The sequence below is a fragment of the Parabacteroides sp. CAG:2 genome (assembly GCF_000436315.1).
Taxonomy (GTDB): Bacteria; Bacteroidota; Bacteroidia; order Bacteroidales; family Tannerellaceae; genus Parabacteroides; species Parabacteroides distasonis.
Map to the genome: position 1 here is coordinate 17874 of NZ_FR885271.1, position 13627 is coordinate 31500.

13 protein-coding genes are annotated in these 13627 nt (G+C 45.7%); 12 read left to right on the forward strand and 1 reads right to left on the reverse strand.

Going from position 1 to position 13627, the window contains the following annotated elements:
- The first annotated feature begins 9 nt into the window (after positions 1-9).
- From QVP94_RS03935 to QVP94_RS03970, 8 genes are all read left to right on the forward strand, one after another.
- Complete coding sequence (locus tag QVP94_RS03935) at positions 10-1023, forward strand: YbbR-like domain-containing protein (RefSeq protein ID WP_011966616.1); 1014 nt, start codon at positions 10-12, stop codon at positions 1021-1023.
- Positions 1016-1597, forward strand: a complete 582-nt coding sequence (coaE, locus tag QVP94_RS03940; RefSeq protein WP_009018231.1) for a dephospho-CoA kinase — start codon at positions 1016-1018, stop codon at positions 1595-1597. The genes QVP94_RS03935 and coaE overlap by 8 nt, the downstream gene beginning before the upstream one ends.
- 210 nt (positions 1598-1807) lie before the next feature.
- On the forward strand, positions 1808-2245 hold the full coding sequence (locus tag QVP94_RS03945; RefSeq protein WP_005854873.1) for a DUF5606 family protein: 438 nt from the start codon (positions 1808-1810) through the stop codon (positions 2243-2245).
- A gap of 207 nt (positions 2246-2452) precedes the next feature.
- A complete protein-coding gene (locus QVP94_RS03950) occupies positions 2453-3418 on the forward strand; it encodes an ROK family protein (RefSeq protein ID WP_022192017.1) in 966 nt (321 codons plus the stop codon).
- A gap of 11 nt (positions 3419-3429) precedes the next feature.
- Positions 3430-4170, forward strand: a complete 741-nt coding sequence (locus QVP94_RS03955; protein WP_022192018.1) for an N-acetylmannosamine-6-phosphate 2-epimerase — start codon at positions 3430-3432, stop codon at positions 4168-4170.
- Between the two features lie 7 nt (positions 4171-4177).
- Positions 4178-6457, forward strand: coding sequence for a pyruvate formate lyase family protein (locus tag QVP94_RS03960; protein WP_022192019.1), 2280 nt, complete (start codon positions 4178-4180; stop codon positions 6455-6457).
- Positions 6447-7376 carry a glycyl-radical enzyme activating protein gene (locus QVP94_RS03965; protein ID WP_022192020.1) on the forward strand — a complete coding sequence of 310 codons (930 nt, stop codon included), beginning with the start codon at positions 6447-6449 and terminating at the stop codon, positions 7374-7376. Before QVP94_RS03960 ends, QVP94_RS03965 begins: the two co-directional genes overlap by 11 nt.
- Before the next feature lie 64 nt (positions 7377-7440).
- Positions 7441-8031, forward strand: a complete 591-nt coding sequence (locus tag QVP94_RS03970) for a sugar O-acetyltransferase (protein ID WP_005854862.1) — start codon at positions 7441-7443, stop codon at positions 8029-8031.
- Between the two features lie 74 nt (positions 8032-8105).
- Here the strand turns inward: QVP94_RS03970 and QVP94_RS03975 are convergent, their stop codons facing one another.
- Complete coding sequence (locus QVP94_RS03975) at positions 8106-8999, reverse strand: AraC family transcriptional regulator (protein ID WP_005864921.1); 894 nt, start codon at positions 8997-8999, stop codon at positions 8106-8108.
- Between the two features lie 168 nt (positions 9000-9167).
- On the opposite strand from QVP94_RS03975, the gene QVP94_RS03980 reads away from it, so the two are divergent.
- The 4 genes from QVP94_RS03980 (at position 9168) to QVP94_RS03995 (ending at position 13625) form a co-directional block, all read left to right on the forward strand.
- A complete protein-coding gene (locus QVP94_RS03980) occupies positions 9168-9944 on the forward strand; it encodes a 3-keto-disaccharide hydrolase (protein WP_005854859.1) in 777 nt (258 codons plus the stop codon).
- Positions 9945-9965: 21 nt separating this feature from the next.
- Positions 9966-11129: a Gfo/Idh/MocA family protein gene (locus QVP94_RS03985; RefSeq protein WP_005854857.1), complete on the forward strand. Its 1164-nt coding sequence runs from the start codon at positions 9966-9968 to the stop codon at positions 11127-11129.
- A gap of 69 nt (positions 11130-11198) precedes the next feature.
- Positions 11199-12113, forward strand: coding sequence for an endonuclease/exonuclease/phosphatase family protein (locus tag QVP94_RS03990; RefSeq protein ID WP_005854855.1), 915 nt, complete (start codon positions 11199-11201; stop codon positions 12111-12113).
- A gap of 30 nt (positions 12114-12143) precedes the next feature.
- Positions 12144-13625 carry a glycoside 3-dehydrogenase gene (locus QVP94_RS03995; protein ID WP_005864916.1) on the forward strand — a complete coding sequence of 494 codons (1482 nt, stop codon included), beginning with the start codon at positions 12144-12146 and terminating at the stop codon, positions 13623-13625.
- Positions 13626-13627 lie beyond the last annotated feature (2 nt).

The window sequence follows — 13627 nt, forward strand, 5'->3', positions numbered from 1 at the left end:
CTACAGAATATGTCACGACTTGAGAACATACAAAATTCCTTCAAGTCTATCCAAGCAAAGACTAAGGCTTTTTTCCACGGAGACAGATGGAAAGAGGTCTTGGTCTTTTTCTTTTTCGCCCTTTTGGCTTTCGGTTTCTGGCTACTCCAAAGCTTGCAGCAGGAATATGAGATAGAACTTGTTTTTCCGGTTAAGTATAAGAACGTACCTGCCGATATAGCGTTTAATGCCCCTGAGGTGGAAACGATTACCGCAAAGGTAAAAGACAAGGGTAGCGTTTTACTCAACTATACTTTTGGAAGATCGTTTGCTCCGATTGAAGTGAACATGAAGAATACGAAGGAGAAAAATGGTTCGGTTCAAGTAAGTAAAAGGCAGATCGAGAACGATATTCAAAAACAATTGATAGCCACTACGGCATTACAAAGTTTTGATCCGCAACAAATAGATATGGATTTCAGTCAGCGGGTCCATAAGGAAATACCGGTCGTCTTTAATGGCGATATTCATCTGGAAGCCGGCTTTCAACTATCCGGGGATATCCGAATCACCCCTCAAAAGATCAACGCTTATGCCACCGCGGCGATCTTGGATACACTGACCTCGGTTAAGACGGTCTTCACCGAGGTTAAAAAGGCGAATAAAAACATTACGAGAACCGTACAACTGATCAAGGTAGACGGCGTTAACTTCGATCCGGAAAGTGTATCCATCACGATTCCGATAGAGGAGTACACGGAGAAGACATTGGAAATACCTGTCTCTTGCAGTCATATACCGCCACATTATACGGTACGTATGTTTCCGGCGGTCGTAAAAGTGACTTGCAGTGTGCCCTTGTCCCGATTCAAAGGACTTTCGGAAGATATGTTCTCGATTCATATACCTTTTGAGGATCTGGAGCAAAACGTATCTGGTACCCTACCCGTCAAACTCACCAAGAAACCAGACTGGGTGCATACGGCAATCTTATTGCCAGATAAGGTAGAATTTATTTTGGAACACAACAATAAGCATGATTAAAATAGGTATTACAGGAGGGATCGGGAGCGGCAAATCCGTCGTAGCCTCTTTATTAGCGTTATCCGGTGTACCCGTATACATAGCGGACGAGGAAAGTAAATGGCTGACAAATAACTCCCCGGTTATCCGTGAGAAATTAACAGCCCTTTTCGGTCCGGAGATTTATACGAATGAGGGATTGAACAAGAAACTTCTAGCCTCCCACATCTTTAATAATCCGGAACAATTACAACAGGTCAACCAGATCATTCATCCTGAGGTAAACCGTCATTTCTCGGCTTGGGTAGAGAGACAGACTTCCCCTTTATGTGCCATCGAATCCGCCATATTATTCGAATCCGGTTTCTACAAAGTGGTAGACATAAGCTTGATGGTCTATGCCCCAAGAGAACTCCGCATCGAAAGAGCCTTGGGGAGGGACTCAGCCTCGAGAGAAGAAATCGAACGCAGAATCAACAGCCAAATGTCGGACGAGGAAAAGAAAGATCGCTCCGATTACGTTATCTATAATGACAACAGACAGGCCCTTATACCGCAAGTAGGCAAACTGTTATGTTGGCTTCAATCCCAATAATCACCGATAGCGGGACGAGTGGCTTTTACAGTATCTTACCTTCATCATCCAATGAACCTAAGATACTTCGTCAACGAACCTAAGATACTTTGTCGATGCACCTAAGATACTTCTCCAACGAAGTTAACTGTCCTCATGACGGAAGAATTCCACTTTTTCTTATTACCTTTGCCACCTCGAAGTTTAACACTAATAGAAAATAAAAACATTATGTTGAAGACTATTTTGTCTATTTCGGGAAAACCCGGTCTGTATAAACTGGTTTCCCATGGAAAAAACATGTTGATCGTTGAATCGCTGACTGATAACAAGAGAGTACCCGCATACGCAAAAGATAAAGTAATCTCATTAGGCGATATCGCAATCTATACGGATGAAACAGAAGTGCCTTTGCATGAGGTATTGACTAGCGTAAAGAATAAAGAAGAGGGAAAAGCCGCCTCTTTAGTACCTTCTAAAGCCACGACGGACCAATTGCGTGCGTACTTTGCCGAGGTATTGCCTAGCTATGATCGTGAGCGTGTTTATCCGAGCGACATCAAGAAACTACTCTCTTGGTATAACATCTTGATCAACGCAGGCATCACTGACTTCACCCCGGAAGATGCTCCGGCAGAAAAGGAAGCTGCTGAAAAAGAAGCTGAATAACAGCATACGACATAAAGATTAAAGAAAGGACCGTTCGATACCCATCGTCCGGTCCTTTTTTTATATTGCCACATTAACCAACAAGAGCACTTATGCAAAAATAGTCCATTATTTTAGGCTAAACCTCACATTGTCTAGGGCGGGTAACTCCTCTATCTTTGCCAACAAATAATTCACTCTATTGACCTCATAAAATAAAGAGCAAAGATGGAAAGCACCAAGTATTATCTCGGTCTGGACGTTGGCGGTACCAATATGGTCGCTGGCGTAGTAGATGAGAATCACCAGATTATCGCAAAGGAGAGTATACCGACACAAGCCGGACGCACGATCGAGGAGATCACCACCGACATGGCGGAAGTCAGCAAAAAAGCGGTTCTCAAAGCAGGCTTGCAAATGGAAGACATCTCTTCTTGGGGCATCGGCATGCCCAGTTACGTAAATCCAAAGACGAACCTTTTGGTACATGCCAATTGTTTCGGATGGAAGAATGTCCCCATCTACGACTATTTAAAGAAGCATATCTCATTGCCTACTTATATAGCCAACGACGCCAATTGCGCGACCTATGGAGAGGTCTTGGCCGGATCGGCCAGCCAATATACCGACGCCATCATGCTAACGCTAGGAACGGGAGTCGGAGGCGGAATTATCATGGGTAAGAAGATTTATTCCGGATCCGATAATATGGGAGCCGAACTCGGACATACCAAATTGGTATACAATGGCGAACGCTGCACATGCGGGCAAAAAGGTTGTTTGGAAGCTTATTGCTCATCCACCGCATTAATCCGTATCATGAAAGAGACCTTACAAAAGAATAAGGACACCTTGATATGGAAACTTTGCGGCGAAGACGAAAATAAAGTCAATGGAGAGATTCTTTTCGAGGCCGCTAGACAAGGGGATTCCCTCGCTAAACAGATCGTCGATGACTATATCAGTAGACTGGCCGCCGGAATCTCCACGTTCATAACCATCTTCCGTCCGCAAGTAATCATCTTAGGGGGTGGTATCGCACATGCAGGTGACCTGCTGTTGAAACCTTTAAACGAGAAACTACATACTTGTACCTTCGCCGCCGAGGAAATAGGTATCCCTCAAGTTATCCGTGCGGAATTAGGAAATGACGCCGGAATAATCGGCGCCGCGCTTTTAGAGAAAACGATGTAACGAAAAAAAATATGAAAACAAATAAGAAAGAACTTTTAGATTCATTCAAGGGAGGACTGATCGTATCCTGTCAAGTACAACACGATGATCCGACTTTTTCAGTAGACTTTGTCGTAAAAATGGCAAAAGCCGCCCAATGGGGAGGAGCCGTGGGTATCCGTGCCAACGACCCAGAGCAGATCAAGGCGATCAAAAAAGAGGTGGATTTGCCGGTAATCGGGCTTTGGAAAATCTGGCACGATGATACGGACGTATTTATCACTCCCACCCTAGAGGCCGCTAAAGCGGTATGGGAAGCCGGAGCCGAGATTATCGCCTTGGACTGTACGAGCCAAATCACTCATGAAGGCCACCCGGCATACGAACTGCTACCGATCTTGAAAAAGGAAATTCCGGAAGCGATCATCTTCGCCGACGTATCCAATTATGAGGAAGCCGTACGTGCCGTAGAAATGGGAGCCGATATCGTTGGCCCTACCTTATATGGGTATACGGAAGCTACCAAACATATCGAGCAACCGGATTTACGGGAGTTCGCCCGTATGTGCCGTGACTTCAAGGGCAAGGCCTACGTCATTATGGAGGGGCATATCTACTCGCCGGAAGATGCCATGAAATGTATCTTCCTCGGAGCTCACTCCGTAGTAGTAGGTAGCGCGATCACCCGTCCGCACTTGATCACGAAACGTTTTACAGACTTACTAACCGGTTACCAAAATAACTGGCGGGAAGCCGAAAGAAGCAAACATTAATAGTCATATGGCAAATTTCAATGTAGAAGGGGCGCAAAACGTAGAGATCAGCAAGAAAATACCTTGCGAGAAACCTCTGATCGTACAACTGGAGATCATGGAGCGGTATACGGCAGTCCATAAAGCCTGTGCCGCCCTACCCAAAGAGATACGTGAAGTGGAATGCCTGAAAGTTTTATACCCCACGCTATTTCGCAAGATCACGGATCAAGACTTGATCGCCGGACGTACGGACTTCCTACCCATCGGGTTCGGATGCGTAACCTCATTAGGGGGTGTCGGGCATTATTGCGTATTCAAGAAACTCCGTGCCTTCCAGCAACAACTGGATGAAACTGAACGAAAACGGGTGGATACGTTATATGATTATTGGTTGGATCACGATTTAAAGACCCAATTCAACAAGGAGGTCCTCACCGAGGATACATTGGGTATGTTCATCGACTGCGAATACCCGATGATCGCTACCGCACGTCTATCCGGAATGATGCTGGATTACCCGAAACTATTGGATAAGGGCATCGGTGGCCTTCGCTCTGATTTACAGGAGAAACTCAAAGAGCAACCCGATAATAACTTTTACAAAGCAGGCATCCAATGTCTGGATATTTTTGTAGATTGTGCTTCTCATCTCCAGCAAGACGCTAGAGAGCAAATGGCTTCAGCCAACATGAAAAGGCAAAAAGAATTAGAGCGTATCTGCCAAGCCCTAGAGAACATCAAGGAGAAGAAACCCGGTACGTTCCATGAAGCGATGCAGTTATTCTGGTTATTCGCTTTGTTGGCCGGTGTTATAAACTACGGTCGTCTGGATGATTATCTAGGCCCTTATTTAGTAGCCGATCTCAAGTCCGGGCGATTGACCGACGAAGAGGCATACCGATATATCCACTCGCTTTGGACCATGATTGAAAATCGCCGTACAACCGTAAACGGACGTATCATCGTAGGCGGTAAAGGACGCAAGCACCCGAAAGAGGCCGACGTATTCCTGCATATCGCCATGAAAGTAGCGAAAAATTGCAGGTATGTAGAGCCGCAATTCACCTTGCGTTTCGATAAAGATACCTCCGAGGAAATCTGGGACGAAGCGTTGGACGCTTTGGGTGCGGGAGCTACTTACCCGACCCTTTACAATGACGACGTAAACGTCCCGGCCGTCATGTACGGAATGCGTGTAGACGAGAAAGCAGCGGAACAATACGTGCCTTTCGGGTGTACCGAGTTCGTGATACAAGGACAAAGTACGGGTACGCCCAACATCTGCATCAATTTACTAAAACTACTTACAATTTATATGAATGATGGTATCGACCCGATTGACGGTAAACGTAAATCCGGGCCGGTACCTCTAAAGAAATTAGAGGAGTATCAGACATTCGAGGAATTCTATGACGGTTACAAGGCTTTACTCGATTATTATCTGGATCTGTCTGTCAAAGCCCAATACCATTCGTATGAGGTGATGAACCAGCACGTAAGTTTCTTGTTTACCAGCCTATTGACCGATGATTGCATCGCACGGGGAAAAGCGCTTTTGGACGGAGGCGTACGTTATCTAGGCGGGACAAACGAGACGTATGGCAATATCAACACTTCCGATTCCCTATGGGTAATCCGGGATCTGGTATTCAATCAAAAAAAATACACGTTACGGCAATTAAATGATGCCATGCTAGCTAATTTTAACGGCTATGAGGCTTTACGAAAAGATTGCCTAAACTGTGATAAATATGGTAACGACCTTGAGACTGCCGATACGATGGCCAACGATTTGTACGAGTTCGTAGCGAAAGGCGTACGCGATCGCGGTATCGCCATCGGTATGCAATACTTCTTGATCGTTATCAGCAATAATCAATTAAACACGGAATGGGGAAACCGGACCGCCGCCTCACCCGACGGACGATTATCGTACATGTATATGAATCCTGCCAATAATCCGCAAGGGGGAGCGAATAAAAGCGGCCCCACGGCCATGCTGAATTCCTTGGCGAAGTTCGACGCCAAGTATCATGGAGGCTCGGTACAAAACATTAAGTTTTCTCCTTCCATGTTCAACGAGAACAGGGCTGTCATCAAGAGCCTGTTCAAGACTTATTTTGCGAAAGGGGGTTGCCATTTGATGGTGACTGTAGTAGATAAGGGAGTTTTAGAAGACGCGGTAGAGCACCCGGAAAATTACCCGGACCTAATCGTCCGGGTAAGCGGGTTCTCCGCGGTATTCGTCGATTTATCTCCCAATATTCAACAGGAACTTTTAAGCAGGGTATTATATGATGAATAAATATAAGGTTAGCGAGAATAGGTTATCAATCATGGAGATCGAACGGTTCGCCGTTCACGACGGCCCGGGCATCCGGACCGTCGTTTTCCTTCAAGGTTGTCCCCTACATTGTCCATGGTGCTCCAATCCGGAATCCCAGAAAAGGAAACCGCATCTGCTCCATATCAAGAATAAATGTATCGGATGCGGACGTTGCGAGGCGATTTGTCCACGGGGCAATATCTCCATCCAAGACCATTTTCCGGTGTTTAATCGTCAGGCCTGTGTAGCCTGCAAGGCTTGCGAGCGTATATGCCCGCAGAACGCTATTAAGTTTGTCGGTGAATCAATTACCTCATCCGAGGTTATGGAAATCCTTTTACGTGACCGGGATTATTACCTGAATTCCGGTGGAGGGGTTACGTTTTCCGGAGGGGAAGCTTTCACGCAATTCGAGGGATTGATGGATTTGCTGATCCAATGCAAGAACGAGAAACTGCATACCTCCGTAGAGACTTGTGGGCAAGTGAATCTTGATAAGATAAAGCAAGCGCTTCCGCTTATCGATTTGTTCTTGTTCGATATCAAACATACGGACAAGGATTTACTTCAGAAAGAAACCGGAGCGAACTTGGATACGATCCTCACGAATTTACGGTATATATCCAGTAAGAGCGCTAATAAAGTAACGATCCGTGTACCGGTAATCCCCGGTTTCAATTTCAATGAGAATACGCTTCGGGAAATATTCATGCTGGCGAAAGAGAATCGTATCAAATGCGTACACCTGCTTCCCTACCATACATTGGGAAAAGATAAATACGAGCAATTAGGTCTCACCTATCCTTATCCCTGCGAGCAAATGCTAGCCAAAGAAGAGCTGTTCCCCTTTAAGGAGATGGGGGAAATAATGGGTTTGGAAATACGAATCGGAGGATAAACTCCTCCCAATAAAATAGTATCTTCGCGCAAATCATCGTTTTATAAATCTTAGTAAGAGACATATGAAAACAGAAAAAGAGAAAGCGGCGGAAGGTCTATTATACAATGCGAATCATGATAGTGAGCTTCAAGATGAGATGAAAAGAGCGAAATGCGTCCTTTTCAAATACAACCAATTGCCCCCCGACCAAGAGGAAGAAAAAGATCGGATTCTAACCTCTTTTCTAGGCAAGAAAGGGAAGAACACCGTTATCCTATCCCCTTTCCAATGCGATTATGGCTATAATATCGAGATTGGGGATAATTTCTTCGCCAACGTGAATCTCGTTATCTTGGATGGAGCGAAAGTTCGTATCGGCAATAACGCATTCATCGCCCCGAACGTAGGCATCTATACCGCCGGCCACCCTTTTGACGTAAAGCAACGTAATGAGGGTTTGGAATACGCTTTTCCCGTGACCATCGGCGATAACGTATGGATCGGTGCGCAAGCCTGTATCCTTCCGGGGGTGACCATTGGCGATAACACGGTAATCGCCGGAGGTAGTGTCGTAACCAAAGATATTCCGGCCAATGTTATAGCTGCCGGCAATCCCTGCCGTGTAATCCGGGAAATAACGGAAGCCGACCGGAATAAATACCGCCAGCCCTAAGCTCCCGTTTAGGGTATCCCTAAGCCCTCGTTTAGGGCAGCCCTAAATTCCCGTTTAGGTTCATCGTAAATATCTCACTTCGGTAACGAGTGCCGGTAATCCTTGGGTGATGTCCCTACTATCTTCTTAAAGATACGGCTGAAATAGTAGGGATCGTCAAAGCCCAGTTTCAAGGCGACTTGATTGATCTTCATATTCGTATGTAATAATAGCTGGCAAGCCCGGTCTATTTTCATATGCAAGAAATAATTCATCGGAGCATAACCGGTTTCCTTGAAGAAAAGCCTGTACATATAAGATTCCGAATAGCCGAAATGAGAGGCCAATTCCTTTAATGTCAATTTATTTTCCAGATTCTCCGTCATGAAGTGGGTCGCCAAACTAATAAAGAACGTATTCTCCGCCTTGCTTTTGGAGAATTTAGCCTCCCTATACGTCTTCACATAGAGGAAAGAGGCGATCAAATGATTGAAACTTAAATTGACGTAATTAACCGTAGCCTCATCCGTCCCACTCTCCAACACATTCAATAGTTCATCAAAAAAAGCGATACGATCGCCGATACGGGAATTATCATCCATGTCGATCGGGATCACCCCTTGCAGTTGATCGCTGATATACTTCGCCTTTTTCCCTTTAAAATGTGCCCAATAAATATACCAAGGATCATGCTCACTCGAACCATATTGATGGGGCTTCTCTGCCGGGAGGATGAAAAAATGATTCTCGGGTACGACATATCGTTTTCCATCCAACACGTACCACCCTTCCCCTTTCGTGCAATAAATTAAAAGATACTCTCCACAACCGGACGCACGATCAATATAATGGTTTTCCGCCTTCGGAAAATACCCCATAGAGTGTACGACCAAGTCCGCGACCAACGGGTTGTTCAACGCTTGTTCTATAATGTAGAAAGGATAGACAATCAACCGCTGACCGGAAAAACCATGCTTTATTTTCGCCATAAACCAAAACTTTTAGATGGTTACTGAATAACGCAAAGATAATCCATTTTTTTTAGCTAGATACTCTATTATCCAAATCCTTTATGTGCAGTATTTTTGCCAATGAACAAATAAACCATATCAAATGGCGTTATCATAAGGAGATAATCAAACTAAATATTCTAACAGATGAAAAAGATCGTATCTATTTTTCTAGTAACCATTTACGGGATGTGTATGGTTGCATGTGGAAGTCGTTCCTCATCCACGGAAGTAAAAGATAATGTATTGACTGAGGAAGAAAAAGCGGAAGGCTATACCTTGTTATTCAATGGCAAGGATTTTACCGGTTGGAAAATGTTCAACGGGGGTGATGTCAAGGGATGGCAGGTAGAAGACGGGGTGATCGTCGGCTACGGAAACGGTGGTGACGTGATAGCAGATACTACGATCAAGGTAAGTACCGATATCGTTACCGTTAAGAATTACCATAATTTCCAGATCAAATGGGACTGGAAAATCGGAGCGCAAGGAAACTCCGGATTCTTATATCACGTACAAGAAGGACCTAAGTACAAAGCTCCTTTTGAAACCGGCCCGGAATACCAGTTGATCGATGACGATAACTATCCTTGGGTCAGCGAGACCGGAAAAGAGGGATTGGAAGACTGGCAGAAAACGGGTTGCAACTACGCTATGTATGTACCGGAAACCAAACAGGTGAACCCTCCGGGAGAATGGAACTCCTCTATGGTACTTTACAAGGATGGATATGTTGAGCACTGGCTGAACGGAGAAAAACTATTCTCTTTCCAAGAAGGGTCCGAAGATTGGAAGATGCGTCGTTATAGCGGTAAATGGGAAGCTTTCCCCGATTACGGTATCTCTACCACCGGTAAACTTTGTTTTCAGGACCATGGAAGTAAAGTATATTTCAAGAATGTGAAGATTAAGGATTTAGACTAATTGTATTAAGAAATCAATGCCATGAATAGAAAAGAATTCTTTAAAGTATCGGCCGCGGCAAGTCTCGCGTCACTACTATCACCCCTTTCCGCCTATGCGGAGAAATTCGAATCGGAAGGTAAAAAGGTGAAAGTAGCCGTTATCGGTTGCGGAAGTGTATCTACCCAATATTTTCCCCATATATCGAAATGCCCGTATGTAGAAATCGTGGCTTGTTGCGATATCAAACCGGATCGTGCTCAAAAGGCTGCCAAGCAATATAATATACCTAAATGGTACAAGCATATCGATGATATGCTTAGTGGTTCCAAGTTCGACTTGATGCTTACATTGACCGATATGCAGGTTCACGGAGAGTTAAACCGTAAGGCTTTGATGGCGGGAAGAAATGTCTGGAGCGAGAAACCTTTGGCGAATTCCTATAAGGAAGGCAAAGAATTATACGATCTCGCTACTAGCAAGGGGCTTCGTATCTGGGGTGCGCCTGCCGTTGTAAACAGTCCTCAATTTGCCTTTATGGCCGAACAAATCAATAAAGGAACCCTAGGTAATCTGGCATGCGCGCACGGACATTACGGACATGAAGGTCCTTCTTGGTCCGCTTTCTTCTACGAACCGCTAGGTGGCAGTATGCCCGACTTAGGAGTCTATAACATCGCTACCCTAACCGGATTATTGGGACCGGCTAAATCCGTTGTTGCCATGACTACAATCGTAACCCCGGAGAGAACCGTAGACGATAAGGGCAAGATCAAAGTTCGAGAAGAAGATAATGCCATGATTATCATGGAACACGAAAAGGGAGTCCTTTCTCATATCGAGTGTGGTTTCAACTATTTCGATCCATACGGACATTTAGGTAAAGGACAGGAGAAAGCGACGATCTCCTTATACGGTTCCCACGGCAATATGCATATGGTAGGTTACGACTGGGCACCGAACGGGGTGGACTTATCGACGATGGATCATCCGGTACCCCAGCGTTTCGTTCCGGACACCAATGGCTATGTTTGGCAAGAAGGTGCTTCCGATATCAGCAAACACATGGCATTAAACACGGAACCACGTATAAATGTCGAGCATGCGTTACACGTATTAGAGATTATCGAGGCCGCCCGAAAATCACAAGCTACAGGTCAACGCATCCAGCTTGTATCGAAGTTTCCTTGGCCGATGGTAAAATAAATTAAGAAGTCTTAGTAGTGAAAAGAACGGGACATTTAATATATTTGTTCCTGTAAATACCAGAGAAACATGAGGAAGATAAGTGAAATTTTATGCTGCGTAGCCATACTTTGTTGTGCATTGAGCGCATGTAGCGACAAGCCGGCAACGGTAAAAGTCAGTAGTTTCAATATTTGGTTGAATACCCTAGGGGGAAAGCTTCCCCCTAGCCAGACAGCGAAAGTGATCGAGGCTAGCCAGACGGATATCGTAGGAATCCAAGAAGGGCATATCTATGAAGAAGACGGCATCAAGCACGATCATGTACCGGAAATCGCGGAATCCCTAGGTTTCCACCTTTTCAACCAAGGGGAGGGACATTATATCTTATCTCGTTATCCGGTCGTCGACAGTACGGCTTCCCGCTACGGGGTGAAGATACAGGTAGGCAAAGACAAATTCTGCTGGATGTTTAATTGCCATCTATATTATATCCCGTATCAGCCTTATCAATTGAATGGGATTCCTTATGGCGATTATCCGTTTATCGATACCGAGGAGGAAGCTGTCCGGTTCGCCAACGAGGCCCGGCGTGAAGAAGTAACTCGTTATCAAAAGGATATACAGCAAGTCATGAAAGAAGGTTATCCTGTCTTTTTAACAGGAGATTTTAATGAGCCTTCTTTCTTGGACTGGACACAACGGGCTGCCGATGCCGGTATCCACAAGATCAAGGTGGAGTGGCCGGCAACCAAGGCTTTCTCTGAGATCGGGATGAACGACTCCTACCGGACAATCCATCCGGACGAGGTCTCCACACCCGGCTATACATGGACTCCCGTTCCTAGCGAACAAGAAATACTAGACCGTCTGGATTTCGTACTATATTCCGGATGTAAGGTAACAGACTCATTTATCACAGGCGAAAGCGAGGCCACCTCGGACGTGGTAGTCTCCCCTTACCCTTCAGATCATAGAATGGTAACCTCCTGTTTCAATTTCTAACAGCAACTACTAAAAAACAAATTATACAACATGGAATCAAGAAGAGATTTTCTGAAAAAAGCAGCCGTAGCGGCAGCTGGTCTAACAATCGTTCCCTCTAAAACGATCGCTGGATTAGGCCATAAGGCACCAAGTGATACAATGAATATTGTCGGTATCGGTATCGGTGGTAAAGGCCACCCGAACTTGGTCGGCATGAAAACCGAGAACATCATCGGGCTTTGCGATATCGACTGGAAATACGCGAAGAACTGCTTCGAGGAATTCCCGGACGCTAAACGTTATTGGGACTGGCGGAAGATGTTCGATGAGTTGGGCGACCAGATCGACGGTGTCATGGTAGCTACTCCGGACCATACTCATGCCACGATCGCAGCCACGGCCTTGACAATGGGTAAACACGTATATTGCCAAAAGCCGCTTACCCACTCTGTTTACGAGAGCCGTTTATTGACAAAACTCGCCGCTAAATATAAGGTAGCGACCCAGATGGGTAACCAAGGGAACTCCGGCGATGGTGTCCGTCAATTATGCGAATGGATCTGGAACGGAGAGATCGGTGAAGTAAAAGAAGTACACGCATGGACCAACCGTCCGATCTGGCCGCAAGGATTACAGCGCCCAACCGAAAAACAACGTTGTCCGAAGACGATGAATTGGGACTTATTTATCGGCCCGGCCGCCATGCGTCCGTTCCATGAGATCTACACCCCTTGGAACTGGCGTGGATGGTGGGATTTCGGAACCGGAGCTTTCGGAGATATGGCTTGCCACGTACTCGACCCGGTTTACCAATCCTTGAAGTTAGGTTATCCGGATCGTGTACAAGGCCGTTCTACCCAGATCAATACGGAATCCGCTCCTCAATCGGAGGTGGTAGAATTCCGCTTCCCGGCTCGTGACAATCTTCCAAAGGTAGCCTTGCCGGAAGTGAAAGTATATTGGTACGATGGCGGTATGCTTCCTCAGCGTCCGGACTTATTACCGGATGGTGTAGATATGATGCGTGACGGTTTGGGTGGATGTATCTTCGTAGGTACTAAAGACACGTTGATCTGCGATTGCGGAGGTTTCAACTCCCGGTTATTATCCGGCCGTGTACCTCAAGTAACCCCCTATTTGCGCCGTATCCCGAACGCTACCGGATACTTTGACGGTTTCCATGAGCAAGACTGGATCCGTGCTTGTAAAGAATCGCCGGAGAACCGTGTGGAAGGAACTTCCAACTTCGCTTATTCCGGACCATTCAACGAGATGGTGCTATTGGGTGTATTAGCGATCCGTCTGCAAGGCTTGAACAAGAAATTGATGTGGGACGCCCAAAACATGCGTTTCACCAATATATCCTCTTCCGACGTATTGAAGATCGTAACCAGCGATGATTTCAAGGTGATAGACGGTCACCCCTATTTCGATACGAAATACGCGGAGTTCAATGCGCTAGAGGCTGCCAACGAATATATCAGACATACCTATCGTGAAGGCTGGAGCCTTCCGGAAATGCCGGTATAAGT

Bases quoted from the DNA above. Each gene is read 5' to 3' on its own strand.
- QVP94_RS03935 (WP_011966616.1), top strand. From the start codon at position 10: ATGTCACGACTTGAGAACATACAAAATTCCTTCAAGTCTATCCAAGCA.
- coaE (WP_009018231.1), top strand. From the start codon at position 1,016: ATGATTAAAATAGGTATTACAGGAGGGATCGGGAGCGGCAAATCCGTC.
- QVP94_RS03945 (WP_005854873.1), top strand. From the start codon at position 1,808: ATGTTGAAGACTATTTTGTCTATTTCGGGAAAACCCGGTCTGTATAAA.
- QVP94_RS03950 (WP_022192017.1), top strand. From the start codon at position 2,453: ATGGAAAGCACCAAGTATTATCTCGGTCTGGACGTTGGCGGTACCAAT.
- QVP94_RS03955 (WP_022192018.1), top strand. From the start codon at position 3,430: ATGAAAACAAATAAGAAAGAACTTTTAGATTCATTCAAGGGAGGACTG.
- QVP94_RS03960 (WP_022192019.1), top strand. From the start codon at position 4,178: ATGGCAAATTTCAATGTAGAAGGGGCGCAAAACGTAGAGATCAGCAAG.
- QVP94_RS03965 (WP_022192020.1), top strand. From the start codon at position 6,447: ATGATGAATAAATATAAGGTTAGCGAGAATAGGTTATCAATCATGGAG.
- QVP94_RS03970 (WP_005854862.1), top strand. From the start codon at position 7,441: ATGAAAACAGAAAAAGAGAAAGCGGCGGAAGGTCTATTATACAATGCG.
- QVP94_RS03975 (WP_005864921.1), bottom strand. From the start codon at position 8,999: ATGGCGAAAATAAAGCATGGTTTTTCCGGTCAGCGGTTGATTGTCTAT.
- QVP94_RS03980 (WP_005854859.1), top strand. From the start codon at position 9,168: ATGAAAAAGATCGTATCTATTTTTCTAGTAACCATTTACGGGATGTGT.
- QVP94_RS03985 (WP_005854857.1), top strand. From the start codon at position 9,966: ATGAATAGAAAAGAATTCTTTAAAGTATCGGCCGCGGCAAGTCTCGCG.
- QVP94_RS03990 (WP_005854855.1), top strand. From the start codon at position 11,199: ATGAGGAAGATAAGTGAAATTTTATGCTGCGTAGCCATACTTTGTTGT.
- QVP94_RS03995 (WP_005864916.1), top strand. From the start codon at position 12,144: ATGGAATCAAGAAGAGATTTTCTGAAAAAAGCAGCCGTAGCGGCAGCT.